Source organism: Mesorhizobium sp. P2_E6 (assembly GCF_056403835.1).
Genome location: NZ_JBFUEQ010000001.1, coordinates 249,843 through 270,822, shown reverse-complemented (window position 1 = coordinate 270,822; position 20,980 = coordinate 249,843). Strand labels below are relative to the sequence as shown.

24 protein-coding genes and 1 pseudogene are annotated in these 20,980 nt (G+C 63.7%); 11 read left to right on the top strand and 14 right to left on the bottom strand.

Going from position 1 to position 20,980, the window contains the following annotated elements; genetic code table 11:
* Positions 1-34: 34 nt before the first annotated feature.
* The 4 genes from AC1D08_RS01305 to AC1D08_RS01290 form a co-directional block, all read right to left on the bottom strand.
* Positions 35-829, bottom strand: a complete 795-nt coding sequence (locus AC1D08_RS01305; RefSeq protein ID WP_477422428.1) for an inositol monophosphatase family protein — start codon at positions 827-829, stop codon at positions 35-37.
* Between the two features lie 71 nt (positions 830-900).
* Complete coding sequence (locus AC1D08_RS01300; protein ID WP_457151167.1) at positions 901-1,902, bottom strand: LLM class flavin-dependent oxidoreductase; 1,002 nt, start codon at positions 1,900-1,902, stop codon at positions 901-903.
* Positions 1,903-1,975: 73 nt separating this feature from the next.
* Positions 1,976-3,139, bottom strand: a complete 1,164-nt coding sequence (locus tag AC1D08_RS01295) for an AI-2E family transporter (RefSeq protein WP_477422633.1) — start codon at positions 3,137-3,139, stop codon at positions 1,976-1,978.
* A gap of 113 nt (positions 3,140-3,252) precedes the next feature.
* On the bottom strand, positions 3,253-4,314 hold the full coding sequence (locus tag AC1D08_RS01290; RefSeq protein WP_457152959.1) for an LLM class flavin-dependent oxidoreductase: 1,062 nt from the start codon (positions 4,312-4,314) through the stop codon (positions 3,253-3,255).
* 221 nt (positions 4,315-4,535) lie between these two features.
* Here AC1D08_RS01290 and AC1D08_RS01285 point away from each other — a divergent pair, with 221 nt between their 5' ends.
* A complete protein-coding gene (locus AC1D08_RS01285) occupies positions 4,536-4,964 on the top strand; it encodes a DUF6481 family protein (RefSeq protein ID WP_184872979.1) in 429 nt (142 codons plus the stop codon).
* Between the two features lie 264 nt (positions 4,965-5,228).
* Here AC1D08_RS01285 and sugE read toward each other — a convergent pair whose 3' ends face one another.
* Together sugE and AC1D08_RS01275 are read right to left on the bottom strand one after the other, a co-directional pair.
* The gene (sugE, locus tag AC1D08_RS01280; RefSeq protein WP_095083439.1) at positions 5,229-5,543 is read right to left on the bottom strand and encodes a quaternary ammonium compound efflux SMR transporter SugE; all 315 of its coding nucleotides are present in this window, start codon (positions 5,541-5,543) and stop codon (positions 5,229-5,231) included.
* A 206-nt stretch (positions 5,544-5,749) separates the two neighbouring features.
* Entirely contained in the window at positions 5,750-5,875 is a 126-nt protein-coding gene (locus tag AC1D08_RS01275; protein ID WP_013528464.1) for a hypothetical protein, read from the bottom strand.
* Positions 5,876-6,087: 212 nt separating this feature from the next.
* Between AC1D08_RS01275 and AC1D08_RS01270 the strand changes: the two genes are divergently transcribed.
* The 3 genes from AC1D08_RS01270 (at position 6,088) to AC1D08_RS01260 (ending at position 8,398) form a co-directional block, all read left to right on the top strand.
* Positions 6,088-6,897, top strand: coding sequence for a transglutaminase-like domain-containing protein (locus AC1D08_RS01270; RefSeq protein ID WP_457152961.1), 810 nt, complete (start codon positions 6,088-6,090; stop codon positions 6,895-6,897).
* Between the two features lie 94 nt (positions 6,898-6,991).
* Positions 6,992-7,966, top strand: a complete 975-nt coding sequence (locus tag AC1D08_RS01265) for a cation diffusion facilitator family transporter (RefSeq protein ID WP_457152962.1) — start codon at positions 6,992-6,994, stop codon at positions 7,964-7,966.
* A gap of 27 nt (positions 7,967-7,993) precedes the next feature.
* Positions 7,994-8,398: a GFA family protein gene (locus tag AC1D08_RS01260; protein WP_477224997.1), complete on the top strand. Its 405-nt coding sequence runs from the start codon at positions 7,994-7,996 to the stop codon at positions 8,396-8,398.
* 13 nt (positions 8,399-8,411) lie between these two features.
* Here AC1D08_RS01260 and AC1D08_RS01255 read toward each other — a convergent pair whose 3' ends face one another.
* Entirely contained in the window at positions 8,412-9,683 is a 1,272-nt protein-coding gene (locus AC1D08_RS01255; protein WP_477224996.1) for a DNA recombination protein RmuC, read from the bottom strand.
* A gap of 103 nt (positions 9,684-9,786) precedes the next feature.
* Between AC1D08_RS01255 and def the strand changes: the two genes are divergently transcribed.
* From def to truA, 4 genes are all read left to right on the top strand, one after another.
* Positions 9,787-10,317 carry a peptide deformylase gene (def, locus tag AC1D08_RS01250; protein WP_095083447.1) on the top strand — a complete coding sequence of 177 codons (531 nt, stop codon included), beginning with the start codon at positions 9,787-9,789 and terminating at the stop codon, positions 10,315-10,317.
* Between the two features lie 5 nt (positions 10,318-10,322).
* Positions 10,323-11,258, top strand: a complete 936-nt coding sequence (gene fmt / locus AC1D08_RS01245) for a methionyl-tRNA formyltransferase (protein ID WP_457152965.1) — start codon at positions 10,323-10,325, stop codon at positions 11,256-11,258.
* Positions 11,255-11,764 (top strand): GNAT family N-acetyltransferase, encoded by a 510-nt coding sequence (locus AC1D08_RS01240; RefSeq protein ID WP_095083451.1) that lies wholly within the window; start codon positions 11,255-11,257, stop codon positions 11,762-11,764. The genes fmt and AC1D08_RS01240 overlap by 4 nt, the downstream gene beginning before the upstream one ends.
* An 88-nt stretch (positions 11,765-11,852) precedes the next feature.
* The gene (gene truA, locus AC1D08_RS01235; RefSeq protein ID WP_457152927.1) at positions 11,853-12,620 is read left to right on the top strand and encodes a tRNA pseudouridine(38-40) synthase TruA; all 768 of its coding nucleotides are present in this window, start codon (positions 11,853-11,855) and stop codon (positions 12,618-12,620) included.
* A 14-nt stretch (positions 12,621-12,634) separates the two neighbouring features.
* Here truA and AC1D08_RS01230 read toward each other — a convergent pair whose 3' ends face one another.
* Positions 12,635-13,267, bottom strand: a complete 633-nt coding sequence (locus tag AC1D08_RS01230; RefSeq protein WP_457152934.1) for a transporter — start codon at positions 13,265-13,267, stop codon at positions 12,635-12,637.
* Positions 13,268-13,269: 2 nt separating this feature from the next.
* Complete coding sequence (gene dapE, locus AC1D08_RS01225) at positions 13,270-14,463, bottom strand: succinyl-diaminopimelate desuccinylase (RefSeq protein ID WP_457152928.1); 1,194 nt, start codon at positions 14,461-14,463, stop codon at positions 13,270-13,272.
* Between the two features lie 116 nt (positions 14,464-14,579).
* Between dapE and AC1D08_RS01220 the strand changes: the two are divergent.
* Positions 14,580-15,618: pseudogene (locus tag AC1D08_RS01220) on the top strand (2-dehydropantoate 2-reductase).
* Here AC1D08_RS01220 and AC1D08_RS01215 read toward each other — a convergent pair.
* The 4 genes from AC1D08_RS01215 to dapD all read right to left on the bottom strand — a co-directional run bounded on the left by AC1D08_RS01215 (position 15,521) and on the right by dapD (position 17,956).
* A complete protein-coding gene (locus AC1D08_RS01215) occupies positions 15,521-16,294 on the bottom strand; it encodes a hypothetical protein (RefSeq protein ID WP_457152929.1) in 774 nt (257 codons plus the stop codon). The pseudogene AC1D08_RS01220 and the gene AC1D08_RS01215 overlap by 98 nt on opposite strands.
* Before the next feature lie 13 nt (positions 16,295-16,307).
* Positions 16,308-16,685 carry a DUF805 domain-containing protein gene (locus AC1D08_RS01210; protein ID WP_246461495.1) on the bottom strand — a complete coding sequence of 126 codons (378 nt, stop codon included), beginning with the start codon at positions 16,683-16,685 and terminating at the stop codon, positions 16,308-16,310.
* Positions 16,678-17,031, bottom strand: a complete 354-nt coding sequence (locus AC1D08_RS01205) for a DUF805 domain-containing protein (protein ID WP_095083461.1) — start codon at positions 17,029-17,031, stop codon at positions 16,678-16,680. Before AC1D08_RS01205 ends, AC1D08_RS01210 begins: the two co-directional genes overlap by 8 nt.
* A gap of 70 nt (positions 17,032-17,101) precedes the next feature.
* Positions 17,102-17,956, bottom strand: coding sequence for a 2,3,4,5-tetrahydropyridine-2,6-dicarboxylate N-succinyltransferase (gene dapD, locus AC1D08_RS01200; protein ID WP_457152930.1), 855 nt, complete (start codon positions 17,954-17,956; stop codon positions 17,102-17,104).
* Between the two features lie 229 nt (positions 17,957-18,185).
* Here dapD and AC1D08_RS01195 point away from each other — a divergent pair, with 229 nt between their 5' ends.
* Positions 18,186-19,025: an LOG family protein gene (locus AC1D08_RS01195; RefSeq protein ID WP_457152931.1), complete on the top strand. Its 840-nt coding sequence runs from the start codon at positions 18,186-18,188 to the stop codon at positions 19,023-19,025.
* A gap of 158 nt (positions 19,026-19,183) precedes the next feature.
* On the opposite strand, the gene AC1D08_RS01190 is transcribed toward AC1D08_RS01195, so the two are convergent.
* Positions 19,184-19,891, bottom strand: a complete 708-nt coding sequence (locus tag AC1D08_RS01190) for a pyrimidine 5'-nucleotidase (RefSeq protein WP_457152932.1) — start codon at positions 19,889-19,891, stop codon at positions 19,184-19,186.
* A 161-nt stretch (positions 19,892-20,052) separates the two neighbouring features.
* On the opposite strand from AC1D08_RS01190, the gene AC1D08_RS01185 reads away from it, so the two are divergent.
* Positions 20,053-20,814 carry a GGDEF domain-containing protein gene (locus tag AC1D08_RS01185; protein WP_095083469.1) on the top strand — a complete coding sequence of 254 codons (762 nt, stop codon included), beginning with the start codon at positions 20,053-20,055 and terminating at the stop codon, positions 20,812-20,814.
* The last annotated feature ends 166 nt before the right edge of the window (positions 20,815-20,980 follow it).

Sequence of the window (20,980 nt, the reverse complement as noted above, 5' to 3'; positions counted from 1 at the left end):
GACAGGCCCGAGCGTCTTTCGCACAAGGTAGCGTTCAGAGCTTGAACGCCTCCGAAGAAAGCTCCCGCAGCTTGGGAAAAACGCCCTTGCCGCCAGTGATGACCAGCGTTCCGTCCCGCAGCACCGTCTTCGGATCGGGTTTCACGACCATGCCGCCGGCTTCTTCGACCAGAAGCATGCCGGCCAGGCAATCCCAGGCGTTCATGTGCTCCTCGACATAGCCGAGCAGGCGGCCGGCGGCGACGTAGGCGAGCATCAAGGCGCCGGATGCGTTGCGGAAGAAAACACCGCCCTCGGCCAGCAGTATGCGGATCAGCACGGCGACATTTTCGGCGTCGGCGCGGTTTGAAAATCCGGTCCCGACGGATCCTTCTTCCAGTCTGGTGACCGCACTGGTCCTGATCGGTCTGCCGTTGACGAAGGCGCCGCCGCCAAGCCGGCCGTGAAACGTCTCGCCGGTCGACGGTTCGTGGATCACGCCAACCACGGTGTCGCCATGCAGGGCGCAGGCGATCACCACGCACCAGGCCGGGATGCCGCGCACGAAATTGGCGGTGCCGTCGATGGGATCGATCACCCAGTCATAGCCAGTCGTGCCGGTGACCGAGGCATGCTCCTCGCCGACGATGCCGTCTTGCGGATTGTCGGTGGCAATGGCGGCGCGGATGAACAGTTCGACCTCGCGGTCTGCCTCAGAGACCAGGTCCTGATGGCCCTTGCTCTCGATAGTCAGGCTGTCGAGGTCGCGGAAGTATTTCAGGCCGAGTTCGCCGGCACGCCGCGCAAGTTCGATGGCAAACTGCATGCGTGCGTCATGGTCATTTTTCACGGGGGAGCTCGATCTTGCGGAAGGTGCCCCGCCCTTAGCAGAAGCACCCCGTATCCTCCAAGCCAAGAATATCAGGCCGCCTGCGACAGCGATTTGTGGGCCTCGGCCAGGATCTCGAACGACCGCACGCGGGCCGCGTGGTCGAAGATCTGCGCGGTGACCATCAACTCGTCGGCGCCGGTGCGGCGCACGAACGCATCGATGCCTTGCCGGACCGTTTCCGGTGACCCGACGACAGCGCAGGACAGCGCCTGGCCAAGCATGGTCTTGGCCATCGGATCGAGATCGCGGTCATAGTCCTCGACCGGCGGCGGCAGGCGCCCGGGCCGGCCAGTGCGCAGATTGACGAAAGCCTGTTGCAGCGAGGTAAACAGCAGCCTCGCCTCCGCATCGGTGGGCGCGGCAAAGACGTTGAGGCCGAGCATCACATGCGGCTTGTCGAGCTGTTCCGACGGTTGGAAGCGCGAGCGGTAGACGTCCAGGGCATGGTCGAGTTCCGCCGGCGCGAAATGCGAGGCAAAGGCATAGGGCAGGCCAAGCATGGCGGCAAGTTGCGCGCCGTAGAGGCTGGAACCGAGGATCCAGATCGGCACGTTCTGGCCCTCGCCCGGCACGGCGCGGATGCGCTGGCCTTCCGCGGCCGGCTGGAAATAGCCCATCAACTCGACGACATCCTGCGGGAAATTGTCGACGCCGGCCTCGAGGTTGCGCCGCAAGGCGCGTGCGGTGCCCATGTCAGTGCCGGGCGCGCGGCCGAGGCCGAGATCGATGCGGCCCGGATGCAAGGCGGCCAGCGTGCCGAACTGTTCGGCAATCACCAGCGGCGAATGGTTGGGCAGCATGATGCCGCCGGCGCCGACGCGTATGGTCCTGGTGCCGCCGGCGACATGGGCAATGACGACCGCGGTGGCGGCACTGGCGATGCCCGGCATGTTGTGATGCTCGGCCAGCCAGTAACGCTTGTAACCCAGCCGCTCGGCATGACGGGCAAGATCGAGCGAGTTGGCGAGCGACTGGGAGGCATCGCTGCCTTCGATGATCGGCGACAGGTCGAGAACGGAAAGAGCGGTCATGAACGGGATCCTGTGTAGGACCGCATGTAGGGAGCGCCCGGCAACGCCGCAAACTCAAAAATATTGATCAGCCCTATGCGGATTCCGTGTCGGCGATGTCGTCTTCGACGACGACGGCCGTGTGCTGCGCGGCGAGGAAGTTGCCGACAGGGCTGAGCCCGTCGAAATGATCGCAGAACACCTTGATGACGACCAGCAGCGGAACCGCCATCAGGGCGCCGACGAAGCCCCAGAGCCACGACCAGAAGGCGATGGCGATGAAGATCGCCACGGCGTTGATCTCGAGGCGCCGGCCGACCACCATCGGTGTCACGAACTGGCCTTCGACGATGTCGCACACCAGCACGAAGGCCGGCGCCAGCAGCGCGTAGGAGATGGTGTCGAAGCTGATCAGCGCCATGACCGCGACAAGCACGATGGTCATCAGCGCCCCGACATAGGGCAGGAAGTTGAACAGGGCCGCGGCGACGCCCCAGACCAGTGGGTTGGGCATGCCGAGCGCCCACAAGCCAAGGCCGGTGACCGTGCCGAGACCGGCATTGATGATGGTGACGGTGAGCAGATAGTGCGAGATTTCCCGTTCCACGTCATAAACGACGCGCAGCGCGCGTTTCTTTTCGCTGAGGCTGGCGAAGGACTGGATAATCTTCTCGTAGAACATCGTGCCCGAAGCGAGCAGGAACAGCGACAGCACGAAGATGATGGTGAGGCCTGTTCCCGCCGACAGGATGTTGCTGGCCGCCGACGACAGGATGCCTGATTGGGCGACCGCCACCTTCTGGATGCCGGACTCCTGTGACGTCTCGGTCAGTTGCTCGATCTGGTGCGAGATCTGCATGATCCTCTCGAACGGACGCCGCAATTGCGCCAGCCGTTCGGTGAGCTGCTGGCCGATCGACGAGGTGTTGTTGATGAGGTCGATGACCGGGCCGCTGAGCAGATAGCCTGCACTAGCGAAAATGCAGACCGACAACAGCACCAGAAGGGTCGCAGAAATCACCTCGGGAACGCCGCGCCTGCGCAGAAGCCGGACGATCGGTGTCAGTGTCAGCGCCAGCAGGAAAGCCAGGATCACCGGCATGAAGAAGGCGCGGGCGAAGTAAAGCGCGTAGATGGCCATGAACAGGAAGATGCCGACGAGCAGCGAACGCATAAGATGCGTGTCCGCGCGAGCCGCTGCGCGCGGGTCTTCAGGCTCGGCAACGCCTGTGCCTAAAGCTGCAGGTTCGGCTTTCATCATGGACCCTCACCGGCGCACCGCAATTGGTGCAATCCAATGACGAAAACGCCTCTACCGCCGCTTGGGTTCCGTTAGCCGGGCAAGGCCCGGAGCGCGGACCTCCCGCTGACCTATGCGACGGGCGCCGGCACCGCGGGCGCGGACTTCGCTGTTTCCTTGCGCACGATCGGCGCCACCCTGGTGCCGTAGAGCTCGATCGCCTTCATGATCTTTGCATGCGGCATGGTGCCGATTGCCATCTGCAGCAGGAAGCGGTCATTGCCGAAGATCCTGTGCTGGGCGACGATTTTTTCGGCCACCTGCTCGGGATTGCCGACGAACAGGGCGCCATTGGGGCCACGCGACTGGTCGAAATGCGCCCGCGACGTCGGACCCCAGCCGCGCTCGCGACCGATGCGGTTCATCACCTCGGCTTGTGGGCCGTAGAAATCATCCGCCGCCTGCTCGGTCGTTTCGGCGATGAAACCGTGCACGTTTATGCTGGTGGCGAGGCTTGCCGGATCGTTGCCGGCGCGCTTGGCCGCCTCACGGTAGAGATCGAACAGCGGCGCGAAACGCGCCGGCTCGCCGCCGATGATGGCGAGCGCCAGCGGCAGGCCGAGCGCACCGGCGCGCGCCGCCGATTGCGGCGTGCCGCCAATGGCGATCCAGACCGGCAGCCTGTCCTGGAACGGCCTTGGATAGACGCCGCGATCGTTGATCGGCGCACGCAGATTGCCGGACCAGGTGACCTTCACATGATCGCGGATGGCAAGCAGGAGGTCGAGCTTTTCGGCGAACAGCTCGTCATAGTCCTCCAGATTGTAGCCGAACAGCGGGAAGGATTCGATGAACGAGCCGCGCCCCGCCATGATCTCGGCACGGCCGCCCGACAGAAGATCGAGCGTGGCGAACTGCTGGAAGACGCGCACCGGATCATCGGAGGACAGGACTGTGACCGCGCTGGTCAGCCTGATACGCTTCGAGCGCTCGGCGGCCGCGGCCAGCGCCACCACCGGTGCGGAGGCAGCATAGTCGGGCCGGTGATGCTCGCCGAGACCGAAGACGTCGAGGCCGACCTGGTCTGCCAGTTCGACCTCCTCGATCAGGTTGCGCAGTCGTTCATGCGGGCTGATGGCGCTGGGACCCGGCTGCGGGCTGACGTCGGCGAAGGTGTAGAGACCGAGTTCCATTCGAATGTCATCCTGGTGTTGGAGTTTCGGGCTAGAGGTAGCCATCGACCCGCCTCGCCGCCAGAGGGGCGGACGGTGAACAGTGCATGTCGGTTCCGGCCGAAAATACGTCTCCCAGGTGCAACATCGCGGAATTTCATGGCTGGCATGCCGTTTTGGCGCTTGAACTCTCGGCATTCGCGCGTATGTAAGCGTCGCGAATTGACTTCAGGGAAGTGGACTTGGCTATCTACAGGGAAAAAGACATTTTCGAGCGGCGCAATGCCGCAAACGAGGCAAAGAAGGCGCTTCTGGAGCGCTTCAAGTCAAAGCCGGCAGCAGACGATCCGACGGTGCTGGCACGACAGGCCGAACGCAAGGCAATCCTCGAGGCTCGCCAGATACGCGAGGCTGAAAAGGCCAGGCTGAAGCAGGAAAAGCTGGCACGCGAGGCGGTCGAGAAGGCCGAGCGCGAGGCAGCAGCCGAAGCGGCACGCATCGCGGCCGAAGAGGCGGCACAGGCTGAAGCCAAGATTCGGGAAGCCGAAGAAAACGAGCGCATCGCCCGTTTGCTGGCCGACGAAGCCGAACGCAAGGCCAAGCGCGACGCGCGTTATGCAGCGCGCAAACAGCGCACGGGCAGGACGCCTCCGGGCTTCTCCGCCCGCTAGCCTCCAGGCAATGGAGCAATCTGCTTCGAAGATCAGGGTCGCCTTGCAGCGGCCCTGAACGTGTTTGTCCAATGCATGTCTCGCAAATGAGGCCCCGGTTTTGGGAGGACGACATGCAAGACCCTAAAGCGCCTCACCCGAATCCGGCCCAACGCGACGCGCTTTAGAGCAATTCCAGGAAAAGTGTGAAGCGGTTTTCCCGGGAAGAGCGCGTAGCGCTTTCCCTCAGGGAATTGCGTAAAACAAAAAGATAGAGCGGTATGATCAGGCGGCGAACTTCAGCCCCATGATGCCGCAGACAATGAGCGCGATGCACGCCAGCCTGATCGCGGTGGCCGGCTCGCCGAGCAGCCAGATGCCGAGCAGCGCCGTGCCGACGGTGCCGATGCCGGTCCACACCGCATAGGCGGTACCGACGGGCAGCGCCTTCAGCGCCAGGCCGAGCAGAGTGAGGCTGACGATCATCGAGGCAACGGTCAGCACGGTCGGCATCAGCTTCGAGAAGCCGTCCGTGTATTTGAGGCCGATTGCCCAGCCGATCTCGAACAGGCCGGCAAAAAACAGAAAAATCCACGCCATCGACTACGCTCCATCAAAGCATCGGACCGAATTCGGATTCGGTATCCGACGCTCAATCAACAATGGCGGGTCGTCCCGGCCGGATTTTCGGGGAAAGCGCGAGGTCGTCCCCGCCCCGCCAATATAAGAAATTCAAGCGCTCGATCAACAACGACCGGCAACAACATTGCCGGTCGCAATCCCGTTCGGACGGGTATTGCCCGGACCTACTTGTCCTTGAGCTTCATCGCCTTGACCGGCGGCGCCTTCAGGGCCGGAGCCGGGGCTGGCTTCTTGGCATCCTTCTTCGGCTTGCGGGCTTCCTTGCCTGCCTTCATCGCACCTTTAGCCATGATTCGTTCCTCCGATTGCGGGAAGCGAAGTGAAACAAGAGAAACGTCCGACTGCAAGAGGCCAGCGCCTATCGACACCGCCAGCCGGCCGCTTTTAACCGGTTTCTAATTTGCTCGTAAACCAGGCCGGTCCGTGCCATGGTCATCTTCGCACTGCAGCATCCACCGGCGCTTTCGCCCGGAGATGAACACGCGGGCCGGTCAGGACGACAATGCGAATCCATATCGGCTGCGAGATGAGCTTCGACTTTCCCCAGGAAACCCCGCTCATCGCGATGCTGAATGTTCACTATTCCCGCGCCTCCGACCTTGAGCGGCCCGACTTTTTGACCTCCAACCCGCCCGTGCCGATCGAGAGTTATCGCGACAGTTTCGGCAATTGGTGCAACCGGTTCGTCGCTCCGCCAGGGCGGTTCACCTTCGGCACCGACGCGGTGATCCGCGATCCCGGCACCTTCGAGATGGGCGACCTGATGGCCTGGCAGCACGAGGTGCGCGACCTGCCGGCGGATACACTGCTGTTTCTGCTGCCCAGCCGCTTTTGCGAGAGCGACCTCTTGGCGAGCGAAGCGTGGCGGCTGTTCGGCCACACGCCGCTCGGCATTGCGCGTGTGCAGGCGGTCTGCGACTTCGTCCACAATCATATCGTCTTCAACTACGGCAATGCGCGGCCGACACGCACCGCTGCGGAAGCCTATCGCGAACAGAGTGGTGTCTGCCGCGACTTCGCGCATCTCGCGGTCACCTTCTGCCGGGCGCTCAACATCCCGACGCGCTACTGCACCGGCTACATCAGCGACATCGGCACGCCGAAGCCGTGGTCGAGCATGGATTTCGCCGCCTGGATGGAGGTCTATCTCGGCGGCCGCTGGCACGCCTTCGACCCGCGCAACAATGCGCCGCGCATCGGCCGCATCCTGATCGCCTCCGGGCGTGACGCGGCCGACGTGCCGCTGACCCATATCTTCGGGCCGGGCACGCTCGCCGGTTTCAAAGTTTGGACCGACGAGGTCGTCGAATAGCCGACCGAACGAGCCGACGGTTCGCGCGTTATGTTGTCTTGTGGAGCTTTGACGGGCTGGCCGTTAGACTGGCGCCTTGAACGGGGGCAGCATCATGGCCGGGCATGGCGGCTCAAAAAGGGTGATCTACGCGGCGCTCGCCGGCAATCTCGCCATCGCATTGACCAAGTTCGCCGCCGCTTTCTTCACCGGCAGTTCGGCGATGCTGTCGGAAGGCGTGCACTCACTGGTCGATACCGGCAATGGCGGCCTGCTGCTCTATGGCATGCACCGCGCCGCCCGCCCGCCCGATCGGACGCATCCGCTCGGTCACGGCCGCGAACTCTATTTCTGGAGTTTCATCGTCGCCCTTCTGGTCTTCGCACTGGGCGCCGGCGTCTCCTTCTACGAAGGTGTGATCCACATCATGGCGCCGGAGCCGGTCGTCAACGCGAAGGTGAACTACATCGTTCTTGGCCTGTCCTTCCTGTTCGAGGGCAGCTCCTGGCTGGTGGCGCTGAAGGAGTTCCGCCAGCAGAAGGGCAAGCAGGGCTGGCTGCAGGCCGTGCAGTCGAGCAAGGACCCCAGCGTCTACACCGTGCTGTTCGAGGACAGCGCCGCCTTGCTCGGCCTGATCGTCGCCTTTGCCGGCATCCTTGCGGCGGAGCTGCTGGAGATGCCGGAGCTCGACGGCGCCGCCTCGATCGGCATCGGGCTGATCCTGGGCGCGACGGCGATCTTCCTGGCCCGCGAAAGCAAGGGGCTGCTAATCGGCGAGCCGGCCTCCCCGGAGGTGCAGAGACACGTGCTGGCGATCGTCCAGCAGGATCCGGCGGTGCAACAGGCGAACGGCGTTCTGACCGTCCACATGGGGCCGCAAGAGATCGTCGCTGCTCTCAGCATCGAGTTCGAGGATCACCTGACTGCGCCGGAGATCGAAGCCTGTGTGGAGCGCCTGGAGGCGCGGCTGAAGACAGAGATGCCGGAGATCGCAAGGCTGTTCGTCAAGCCGCAGACGACCGGGACCTGGGAACAGCGGCGCAAGATTGTTGAAGCCGCGTCAGGAGACGAGCCGGATCAGGCCGGTTAAGATGCCGACGAAGCAGGGAGAAACAAGATGAAAATCGACGGCGGCTGCCATTGCGGCGCTATCGCCTACGAGGCGGAGGTCGACCCGGAAAAGACCTCGATCTGCCACTGCACCGACTGCCAGAAACTGACCGGCACGGCCTTTCGGGTGACTGTTCCGGCGCCTGAGGATCACTACCGGATCACCAAGGGTACGCCGAAAATCTATATCAAGACCGGGGCGAGCGGCGCCAAGCGCGCCCAGGCCTTTTGCGCTGACTGCGGTTCGCACCTTTACGCCACCTCGGTCGGAGATGGTCCGAAGGTCTATGGAATTCGAGCGGGAACCGCGCGGCAACGCGAGGATCTGGTCCCGACACAGCAAAAATGGCACAGTTCAGCGCTGCACTGGCTGCCGGAATTCCAGGGCATGACCACCGTGGAGAAGCAGTAGCGCTGCTGCGGCGTCAGTCGTCGCCTTCGACGACCCTCAGCCTGAGCTGCCCGGTCTTCGAATCGGCGACGCGGGTCCCTGTCTCGACCTTCGTGGTGGCAGGCCGTGATGCTGCTTCGGGGCCAGCCTCGCCGTCGGGCTGGGCGCCGAACTCCAGTGCCTCGATCTTCTGGCCGCGTCTGGTCACCTTCGACGTCGAGACGAGGATGTCGTCGATGTCCTTGGCCGACTGGCCGAAATGGACCTGCAGTTTGCGCACCCGCTCGTCGACGCGCGCAACGTCCTCCATCAGCCGGATGACTTCGCCCTGGATCAGATGCGCCTGTTCACGCATGCGGGCGTCCTTGAGGATGGCCTGGATGACCTGGATCGACAGCATCAGCAGCGACGGCGAGACGATGACGACGCGAGCGCGGTGCGCCTTGTGGACGATGGCCTCGAAATTCTCGTGGATCTCGGCGAAAACCGATTCCGACGGCACGAACATGAAGGCTGTATCCTGCGTCTCGCCCTGAATCAGATATTTCTCGGATATATCACGGACATGGATTTCGATGTCGCGGCGGAAGGCCTGGGCAGCGACCTTCTGCAGGTCGGCGCCATCGGCAGCGCGGATGGCGTTCCAGGCTTCGAGCGGAAATTTGGCATCGATGGCGAGCGACGGCGCGCCATTCGGCATCTTCACCAGGCAGTCCGGCCGGCTACCGTTCGACAGCGTTGCCTGGAACTCGTAGGCCCCGTGCGGCAAGCCGTCGGCAACAATCGCCTCCATGCGCGACTGGCCGAAGGCACCGCGCGTCTGCTTGTTGGAGAGGATCGCCTGCAATTGCACGACCTGGCCGGCAAGCGACTGGATGTTGCCTTGCGCGGTGTCGATGATCGCCAGCCGTTCCTGCAATTTGGCCAGGCTCTCATGCGTGGATTTGGTCTGCTCGGTCATGGTCTGGCCGATGCGGCCGGTCATGGCGTCGAGGCGCTGGCCGATCGACTGCGTCAGCTCGGCTTGGCGTGCTCCGAACACTTCGGCGATGGCGCCCATGCGGCCCTGCATCTCGGCCTGGCTTTGCAAGATGCCGGCCATCCGCGCCTCGGCGTCTCGGGCATGGTCGGCGGCCTCAGCGGCGGCGACGGCGCGCGCCTTTGCCGAACGCCACAGCGCGATGACAAGCGCCACGAACAGGCCGACAAACAGCAATGCGCCGACGGCCAGAGCATGGCCGAGCGTGATCGTGGAGGCGCCAAGCCGGGCGACAGGCTCCGAAAGGATGGATGTCAGATCATTCATGTGGACAGCATAGCCGATTCGCGGGGCTGGCACAGATCAAAACGTGAACGGCGCCCCGGCGCCCCGGTTGACGCTTTTCGCTGGAGGTCTTAGGTGGAAAGCCATGCCGATCAAGCCGCTCATCATCCTTCCCGACCCCATCCTGCGCCAGGTTTCCAAGCCCGTGGAGCGCGTCGACGGGCCTTTGCGCAAATTAGCCGACGACATGCTGGCGACCATGTATGACGCGCCCGGCATCGGACTGGCGGCAATCCAGATCGGCGAACCGGTGCGCATGCTGGTGATCGATCTGGCCAAGGAAGACGAAACGCCGGCACCGCATGTCTTCATCAACCCGGAAATCCTGAGCAGCGCCGACACGCGGTCGGTCTACGAGGAAGGCTGCCTGTCGATCCCGGACTACTATGCCGAGGTCGAACGCCCGGCAGCCGTGAGGGTCAATTATCTCGACCGCGACGGCAAGCTGCAGGAGATCGAGGCCGAGGGGCTGATGGCGACCTGCCTGCAGCATGAGATCGACCACCTCAATGGCGTCTTGTTCATCGACCACATCTCGAAGCTGAAACGCGACATGGTGGTGAAGAAGTTCAAGAAGCTCGCCAGGGACAAGGCGCCAGGCAAGATGGTGGGATAGGGGAAATGCCCCTTCGCGTCATCTTCATGGGCACCCCGAAGTTTTCGGTGCCGACGCTGCGGGCCATCGCCGAGGCCGGACATGAAGTTGCTGCCGTCTATACGCAGCCGCCGCGCGCCGCCGGACGGCGCGGGCTTGAGCTGACGCCGTCGCCGGTACAGCGCGAGGCGGAGCGGCTGGGCATCGAGACACGCACACCGGTATCGCTCAAAGGCGGGGCCGAGCAGGCCGCTTTCCGCGCCCTGCGGGCCGATGTCGCAGTGGTCGTCGCTTATGGCCTGCTGCTGCCGAAGGCAGTTCTGGAGGCCCCCCGGCTTGGCTGCATCAACGGCCATGCCTCGCTTTTGCCGCGCTGGCGGGGTGCCGCGCCGATCCAGCGCGCGATCATGTCCGGGGACAGCGAAACCGGCATGATGGTGATGCGCATGGAAGTGGGCCTGGACACCGGCCCGGTGGCAATGGTTGAAAAATGCGCCATCGAACCCGATATGACTGCCGGCGATCTGCATGATCGGTTGATGAGTGTCGGTGCTGCACTGATGGTGGAAGCGCTGGCGCGACTGGAAAGGAACACCCTGACATTTACCGCACAAGCGGTGGAAGGGGTGACCTACGCCAAAAAAATCGATAAATCTGAGACTCGCTTGGACTGGACTCGCTCGGCGAGCGAAGTGCACAATACCATTCGTGGCCTGTCGCCCTTTCCCGGGGCTTGGTCCGAGATTGCAATTGGCGGCCGCCCGGAGCGGCTGAAACTGCTTCGCTCGACGCTATCGCAAGGCGCCGGCGAGTCGGGAGGAATTCTCGATGACCGGCTGACGGTCGCCTGCGGGGCAGGCGCGATCAGTCTGGTCGAAGTTCAACGGGCGGGCGGAAGGCCCGCTGCCGCGTCGGAATTCCTGCGCGGGGCCAAGATCGAAAAAGGAATGAAATTCTCATGAGCATGATGTCGATACGCGCGGCGACGCCGCGGGATCGCGAGGCCATCCGCCTCGTCGAGGAACACGCTTTCGGCCAGCAGGCGGAGGCCGGACTGGTCGACGCGCTGGTGACCGGCGGCGACGCCGTTGCCGAACTGGTGGCGGAAGAGGACGGCCAGGTGGTCGGCCATATCCTGTTTTCGCGACTGTTCGTGCAGAGCGGCGGCAAGAACTTTGCGGCCGTGGCGCTCGCGCCGCTGGCGGTCGAGCCCTCGTTCCATGGCAGCGGCATTGGCGGCGCGCTGATCCGCGAGGCGCATATCCGCCTCAGGGATGCCGGCGAGACGCTGGCCGTGGTGCTGGGTGATCCGGCCTATTACAGCCGTTTCGGCTACACCCATGCCCGCGCCGAAAAGTTCGAGAGCGAGTACCAGAGCGAGGCCCTGCAGGCACTGACCTGGGGCGACGCCCCGGAAGCCGGCAGGCTGGTCTACGCCTCGGCCTTCGGGTCGGCACTCGCCGCGTAAGCGGCATCTGAATGCGCCTCTAACTCAAAGAGATAGAGCATGATGTCGTCCGAAAGCCGCTTCACACTTTTCGGCATCATGCTCTAGCATGCCGCGTTTTCGCCTCGACATCGAATATGACGGTAGTCTGTTTGCCGGCTGGCAGCACCAGGCGGATCAGCCTTCGGTGCAGCAAGCGATCGAACAGGCGATCGAAAAATTCTGCGGCGAAGAGGTCCGGTTGCGCGCCGCCGGCCGCACCGATGCCGGCGTGCACGCAACCGCCCAGGTGGCGCATGTCGACCTCGCCAAGGCGTGGTCGGGCGACAAGGTGCGTGATGCCGTCAACGCACATCTGCAGATGGCCGTCGCACATATCGCCGTCCTGAAGGCGACGGTCGTCGCAGACAGCTTCGACGCGCGCTTCTCAGCCACCGGCCGCCATTATGTCTACCGCATCCTCAACCGTCGCGCGCCGGCTGCTATCGACAAGGGCAAGGTGTGGTGGGTGCCGAAACGGCTCGACGCCGACGCCATGCACGAAGCGGCGAAAGTCCTGCTCGGTCGGCATGACTTCACCACCTTCCGCTCGACCCAGTGCCAGGCCAACAGTCCGATCAGGACGCTGGAGCGGCTCGATGTGAGCCGAGAGGGTGACCTGATCGAGGTGAAGGCTTCGGCACGCTCGTTCCTGCACAATCAGGTGCGTTCGATGGTCGGCTCCCTCAAACGTGTCGGCGAAGGCGCCTGGACCGTCGCCGACCTGAAAGCGGCGCTCGATGCGCACGACCGCGCCGCCTGCGGCCAGGTGGCGCCGCCTGACGGGCTTTTTCTCATTGGTGTCGATTATCCCGAGGGCGTCGATTATCCAGGATAGAGCCCCATAAGGCGCTATCCCGAGATGAACCCGGAAAGGCTCTGAGACCCGACATCGTCCGGCACAGAGATGCCGAGCAGCGCCTGCAGGCCGAACAGCGCCAACAGCGAAGCGATGAACATGCCGACGAAAACGGCGGAGCCGATGGCTACGCCCTTGCCGATTGTGGCGTTGGTCATGCGCCAGGTCAGCACCATGGACAGGGCAAACAGCAGCAGCGACACAAGGCTCGAAACCTGGCTTGCCGACGACAGGAAAAGTCTGATCAGCGCCGAGGGCAGCATCAGCCAGGCGGTGATGGCCGAGGCCCAGTTGCTGGCGACGACATAATGGACGAAGCGGCCGCCAATGCCAGCGCGCGGCGCGACCAGGGCCAGAGCGATGAGCGGCAGCACCCAGGAGCCTATATCGACCGTCGCCAGGCGCAACAGCATGCTGAAGCGTCCGGCAAAGGCCTCGGGATCGCCGATCTCGTTGGCGATACCGACCCACCCGACGATCAGAGCCGGTGCGGCAACGATGATGGCGAAAAAGGAATTCCAGAAGCCGTCGGCCGACAGGTCGAGCAGGCGCAGGCCGTCGGCCTTGCCGAGCATCAACCGCCAGGCGCCCGTCAGCGAAGCTTGGGTTTCGTCCGCTGAAAGCATGCTCATGCCTGCCCGAACCAGTCTTCGATGAAGCGCTGGTAGATTTGGGTCAGTGTTTCGAGATCGGCAATGGCGACGCGCTCGTCGACCATGTGCATGGTCTTGCCGACCAGGCCGAACTCGACCACCGGACAATAGTCCTTGATGAAGCGCGCATCCGAGGTGCCGCCAGAGGTCGACAGCGTCGGCTCCTTGCCGACCGCCGACCTGATCGAACCGCGCAGCGTTTCGATCAGCCTGTCGTCACGGGTCAGGAAGACATGGCTCGGCCGGTCGCGCCAGACGAGGTCGTAGTCGACCGGCGTCTTCTTGCCCTGCCGGTACTTCTTGCGTTTGGCCGCCTGATCGAGCCGGTTGTGGATTTCCGCCTGCACGGTCTCGGCCGTCCAGGTGTCGTTGAAGCGGATGTTGAAGGTCGCGGTCGCCTTGGCCGGAATGACATTGGTGGCCGGGTTGCCGACGTCGATGGAGGTGACCTCCAGATTGGTCGGCTGGAAGTCCCTGGTTCCCTTGTCGAAGACAGGATGCAGCAAGGCATCGACCAGGCCCATCAGGCCGCGCACCGGATTGTCGGCAAGCTGTGGGTAGGCGACATGGCCCTGGCGGCCGTTGACGGTGATGGCGCCCGACATCGAGCCGCGGCGGCCGATCTTGATCATGTCGCCAAGCGCGTCCGGGTTGGTCGGCTCGCCGACGATCGAGGCATCCCATTTCTCGCCCCTGGAAGCCGCCCATTCGAGCAGCTTGACCGTGCCGTTGATGGCCGGCCCTTCCTCGTCGCCGGTGATCAGCAGCGAGATCGAGCCTTTCGGGCCGCCATTGTTCTCGACATGGCGCGCCACCGCAGCGATGAAACAGGCAATGCCACCCTTCATGTCGACGGCGCCCCGGCCATACATCTCGCCGTTGGCGATTTCGGCGCCGAAGGGCGGATGCGTCCAGGCGGCTTCGTCGCCGACCGGCACCACGTCGGTGTGGCCGGCGAACATCAGATGCGGGCCGTTGCCGGAACGCCTGGCATAGAGGTTTTCGATGTCCGGCGTGCCATCTTCCGAAAACACCGGCCGATCGACCAGGAAGCCGAGTGGTTTCAGCATCGTCTCCAGCGCTGTCAGCGCGCCGCCTTCGGCGGGCGTCACCGAAGCGCAACGGATAAGGGCGGCGAGGTTCTCGGCGGGATCGGTCGGCAGCGTCATGGCAAAAGCGATAATCGAAAGCGGCGGGCCTGTCACGGCCAGACATAAGGGCCAGTGATGGCGCCGACATTATGGTTTTCATGTCGTATAGTTGCGGGGCGGTGCGGAGCGACGGGATGGCAAACGCGGACAAGAGGATCGTCATTGCCGGCGCCGGCAGCATCGGTTGCTATGCCGGCGGCTGCCTGGCACTCGCCGGGCGCCGGGTGATCCTGCTGGCGCGGCCGCGCATCGAGGCGGCGTTGCGGCAGCGCGGACTGCGGGTCAGCGACCTCCAGGGCCGCGACCGCATGATCGCGCCGGACGCGCTTGTCGTCACCGCCGATCCGGCTGTCGCCCTGTCCCAGGCGGATGTGATCCTGGTCACGGTCAAAAGCGGCGCGACGCAGGATATGGCAGACCTCATCAGGGCTCACGCCCACCGCGATGCGGTGGCGATCAGCCTGCAGAACGGCGTCGACAATGCCGACAGGCTGCGCGCCGGGCTCGACGGCCGGACGGTGCTGGCCGGCATGGTGCCGTTCAACGTGGTGCAATCCCCGGACGGCGAGTTGCCGCTGCGTGTGCACCGCGCCAGCGACGGCAAGGTGATGATCGAAGACGGTGATGCCGGCCTGGCTGGCCTTCTCGGTGTCGAAGGGTTTGCGGTCGAAACCCATGGCGACATGAAGGCCGTGCTGTGGGGCAAGCTGCTGATGAATTTGAATAACGCGCTGGTGGCGCTGTCCGGCCTGCCGTTGGCGAGCGAACTCGCCGACCGTCGCTGGCGGATGATCCTGGCCGGCCAGATCGACGAGGCGCTCACGGCGATGAAAGCGTCCGGCATCGAGCCGGCGCGGATCGCCGGCTTGCGGCCGGCACTGCTGCCGAAGGTGCTCGGGCTGCCGGACTGGCTGTTCGGGCTGCTGGCGCGGCGCATGCTGGCGATCGACCCACATGCGTTCGTCAATGTGGGACGATCTTCAGCGCGGCAGGCCGACGGAGATCGGCGAACTGCAAGGGTCCGTGCTCGGCCTTGCCGAACAGACGGGTACGCCGGCGCCCCTGCTTAAAAAGATTACCGCCTTGGTGCGCGCGGCGGAAGCGGAGCGGCTTGGCTCGCCGGGCCTGGCGCCGGAGCAGGTTGTTGCGCCGGATGGGCCTCGATCAGCGTGATCTTCTGCCAGATTTTCCGCGACAGGTTGGACGCCAGGTTCTCGATGTCGTTGACGCCGTCGATGACCACGTCGTCATTGACCGACTGCGCGAACAGCGCGGCGATCTTGCCGGTGATCGACAGCATTTCGGAGCAATAGTCGAGGTAGCGCGCCAGGTCGGCGGCATTGGTGATGCGGGCCGGTGAGTGCGAGGTCGGCTTGAAATTGGCCGAGAGGGCCGCCGGATCCTTGGTCAGCTGGTGCATGTCGATGACATGGATCAGCGACCGCAGGCCGTGCAGCTGGCGAAACACCCGCTTGCGCTTGATGCGCTCCTCGGTACGGACCAGCGCCAGGAAACCGAGCACGGCGAGGATCATCATGTTGATCGTGGCTTCGATGCCCTGCACCGACTGAACCGCGTCGTCGGCCTGGGAGATGTGAATGAGCGGCAGGATGGTGCCGACAAACAGGAAGACCAGCGCGCCGGCGACAACGGCGGCGACGATGAGCCCGCGCAGCCACCAGATCGGCGCCTCGAGCGCCTGAGCCGCCTTGGTCAGATCGCGCGACAGTGACACCAGTTCGGCGGCGACGCCGCGTAGTCCCGCGTTGGGAAAACGCTCGGCGACGCGGCCCTCCAGCCGTTCGGCGGTGTCGATGATCAGTTTCGGATCAAGCGTGCGGTAGCGCATGTCCGATCGGCCCTCAGGATTGCGCCGGCTCGTTGGTGCGCCGGCCATAGCGATTGGGCCCAGGCTGCCCTGGAAACAGACACAACACAAGGAAGGCGACGATCGAGACCACCGGCACGAACAGGATCAGCGCGGCAATGCCCGGCTTGTCGAGGTCGTGCAGCCGCTTCACGGCCAGCGCGATGTTCGACCATAGCGAAGCGATGAAGGCGATGAAGAAGATGAACGACCACATGTTGCTCTCGGCCGAACCTTCCGGCACCAGCGTGAAGCGGTAGAGCGGAAAGGCCTGTATGATGGCGACGAGCAACCCGCCAAGAAAATAGGCCGCGCGACTGACGCGGCCCGATGTTTTGAAGAAAAGCCAGGTGAGATCTGATCTGTCAGGCAAGCGGGTCCGGTCCATATTGATTGGCGCCCTTGGCGCCTTCGAGAATGCCGCACTCCACCAGAAACCAGATCCCGCCGATGATCGGCACGAGGATGATCAGGCTCCACCAGCCGGACTTGCCGCGATCGTGCCAGCGCTTGGCGTAGACGGCGAAGATCGAATAGAGCATGGCGAGCGAGTAGAGCAAATAGATAAAGCCGTAGGGCATTTGGTTGAACGTCGTGCCGAGTATGTTGTCGAGGATCGTCGCGATGATCCCGCCGACAAAGACAACGCCGACACAAGCCCAGAACTTGGCACGGTTGATGCGACCCTCGTAGCTGGTCAGCAGATACTTCCAGTCCATGTCACCCCTCCATCAGTCACGCGCGACTCATTGTCGCGCCGGCGGAAGGTGCGTCCGTTTCCGGGAAAGATCAATCGCGCAGCAATTCGTTGATCGAGGTCTTGGAGCGGGTCTTGGCGTCGACCCGCTTGACGATGACGGCGCAGTAAAGACCCGGGCCTGGCTCGTTGTTCGGAAAAGGCTTGCCAGGCATCGACCCGGCGACAACGACGGAATTCGGCGGCACTTCGCCGTAGAAGACTTCGCCAGTGGCGCGGTCGACGATCTTGGTCGACTGGCCGATGAACACGCCCATGCCGAGCACCGAGCCTTCTCGCACGATACAGCCCTCGACCACTTCCGAGCGCGCGCCGATGAAGCAATTGTCCTCGATGATGGTCGGGCCGGCCTGCATCGGCTCCAGCACGCCGCCGATGCCGACGCCGCCCGACAGATGCACGTTCTTGCCGATCTGGGCGCAGGAGCCGACCGAAGCCCACGTGTCGACCATGGTGCCGCTGTCGACATACGCGCCGACATTGACGAAGGACGGCATCAGCACGGCGCCCGGCGCGACATAGGCGGAACGGCGTACGATCGACGACGGCACGGCACGGAAGCCCGCCTTCTCGAAGTCGACGGCGCTCCAGCCGTCGAACTTCGACGGCACCTTGTCCCACCACACGGCCTGGCCGGGACCGCCCTTGATGATCTCCATCGGGTTGAGCCGGAAGGACAACAGCACGGCCTTCTTCAGCCACTGGTTGACATGCCATTTGCCGTCGGCCTGCCGCTCGGCGACGCGAGCGGTGCCGCGGTCGAGCAGGTCGAGCGCCGACTGGATGGCGTCGCGGGTTTCGCCACGGGTCGCCGTCGAAATCGCGTCGCGTTCCTCGAAGGCCTTCTCAATGGTCTTCTCGAGGCTCGCCAGATCGGGCTTCGACATGAATTTGCTCCATTACCAAGCTGTTAAGGGGCTGCGCCTTACCCTGTTTTGAACGTCGCGCGGACCCCTGGGCAGGCTTTGCCCGCCTGGGTCTTTGCATGTAGCAGGTTCTTGTCGCAAAACCGCCGGACACTTTTGCGGAACCTGCTTATGTTAAGGCTCAATGGGGGTCAATCGCGGCTGCGCCATGGGACGGCGCAAGTGAAGAAATTGGACGGGTAAGGTAACTATGACTCCTATGGAAAAGGCGGGGTGGACGCCGCTGCCGCATTCGGATGAGGATCTGGAGCGGTCGAAGAGCGTGCCGGACACGCCGCAGACGCGTGCCGAGACCTACCGGCTCGCCTGGAACGATCCCGAGTTCATGACCAGGCGCGAACTGCGCGCGGTCAGGCTGCAGCTCGAACTCCTGAAGCCGGAAATGATCCTGGCCGAACGCGGCATCCGCTCGACGGTGATCCTGTTCGGCGGCGCACGCCTGCCGGAACCCGGCGGCGAGGCCTGGGCGGCCAAGAACGAGACGCAGAAGAGGAACCTCGAGGAAAACAGCAAATACTACGAGGAGGCGCGCAAGTTCGCGCGGCTGTGCTCGCAGCAGTCAGCTGCGTCATACTACCGCGAATATGTCGTGGTGACCGGCGGCGGGCCCGGCGTGATGGAAGCCGGCAATCGTGGCGCCGACGACGTCGGCGCGCCATCGATCGGGCTCAACATCGTCTTGCCGCACGAGCAGGCGCCGAACGCCTATGTGACGCCGGAGCTCTGCTTCAACTTCCACTATTTCGCCATTCGCAAGATGCATTTCGTCATGCGCGCCAAGGCGGTCGCGGTGTTTCCCGGCGGCTTCGGCACGATGGACGAGTTCTTCGAGACGCTGACCCTGATCCAGACCGGGCGCATGGAGCGCGTGCCGGTGATCCTGTTTGGCAAATCCTTCTGGAAACGGGCGATCGATCTCGATTTCCTCGCCGAACAGGGCACGATCAGCCCCGGCGACCAGGACATCATCGATTTCGTCGACACCGCCGACGAGGCCTGGGGGATCATCAGCCGCTTCTACAATCTGTGAGAGCACTGACGGTTCGAGGTTCATCGAGATTCAGGTCAGGCCGAGCCGAAAACGGTGGGTTCCGAGAACCGGAGCGGAGCGTACGTTCGGGTACGTGAGCACCGGAAGCGCAGGAAGCCGCCGTTTGCAGGCCGGCATCACCTGAAGATCCATGAACCTCAGGCGGTGACCTCGACGATCGCGGTCAGGAAGCCGGCGAGGTCGTCGGTGACGAAATCGACATCATCCTCGTTGGCCGGGTCGCGCTCCCAGATCTCGGAAAAGGTCGGCTCGAAATTGCGTGGCACGACGAGCACCGTGGTCATGCCCAGCGACTTCGGCACAGCAAGGTTGCGGGCAAGGTCCTCGAACATCACCGCATTGTGGCCGGTGACGGCGTGGAGTTCGGCGAATTTCTCGTAGGTCTGGCGTGCCGGTTTGGGATTGAGCCCGGCGGCGACGATATCGAAGATGTCGTCGAAATGGTCGAGGATGCCGAGTTGGCGCGCGGTGCGTTCGGCGTGCCTGCGGTCACCGTTGGTGAAGATGAACTTGCGGCCCGGAAGCTGGCGGATGGCAGTGCCGAGAACGGGATCGGGCACCAGCCACGAATAATCGATGTCATGCACCTTCTCGAGGAAATCGTCAGGATCGATGCCGTGGCGCGTCATCAGCCCGTTCAACGTCGTGCCATATTCCAGATAGAGCTCCTTCTGCAGCTTGCGTGCCTGCTCGCGAGGCAACGCCAGCAGTTCGCCGACATAGGCGGTCATCTTGACGTCGATCTGCGAGAACAGATTCGAATGATGCGGATAGAGCGTGTTGTCGAGGTCGAACACCCAGTCGGTGACATGAGCGAAGCGGGCGGGGTCAGGCAGCGTGGTCATGCGCTCCTTATGGCATGAAACGGACATTCTGAAAGAGACTTTATCCACAACTTATGCGCGCCGAGAGTCGCGGAAATAGCGTCACCCTTCAATTTTTAAGCATCCCGGAAAGGTAGCCTTCAGGGCTTGCTGGCACAGAGGCAGACCTGTGGGAGCACGCGATGAATAGCATAATTTTGAGATCCGCCGCCGTTGCTTTTGCCTCTGTCGCAGCCTCTCTCCTTTTGACGCTGATCATCGTTCCGGCGATGGGATTTCCGGTCAACCGCACGATCTGGCTGACCACCACGCTCTGTCCGCTGGTCCTCGCCTGGGTCGCCAGCGCAAGCACTTTCTGGCAAAGCGACAGGCTGAAAAGTGCCCATCGCGACCTTGCCCGAGCCCATGCCCAGCTCGCCGCCGCGCATCGCCGCCTGGCGGACAAGGCGAGCCGCGACGACATGACCGGCATGCTCAACCGGGAAAACTTCTTCGCCGCCCTCGATGGTTCCCGCCGCAAGTCCGATCGCGGGGCGCTGCTGATCATCGACGCCGACCACTTCAAGAGGATCAACGACAATTTTGGCCACCTGACCGGCGATGACGCACTGCTCTTGATCGCCAGCGCGATCGAACGCGGCGTGCGCAGCGGCGATGTGCTCGGCCGCATCGGCGGTGAGGAGTTCGGCGCCTTCCTGATCGGCGCCACCGAGCAGGAGGCCAAGCGCGTCGCCGAGCGCATTCGCCGCGAAGTCGAGCTGATCCGCTTCCGGCCCGTCGACGAGCGGACCGTTCCGCTCACGGTCAGCATCGGCGGAACCGTCTGTGGCGAGGATATCAGCGTATCGGACCTGATGCGCGCCGCCGACCGGCGCCTCTACCAGGCCAAGCACCGGGGCCGCAATCTGACGATCCTCGACACGGACATTTCCGAGGCGGCGTGATCAGGCCGCCGATCCACTGGATCCGGCCCGTTAAGAAAATCCTAACCCTGTTCACACTCGGTTGCGCCGTTTACCCGGTTTTCGCTGCTTTGCGGGTAGCCTGGCACAATACTGGCTTCTGCCGCGATGCATGTGCCGTTCCGGGACCCGTCGTTCAGGTAACGCC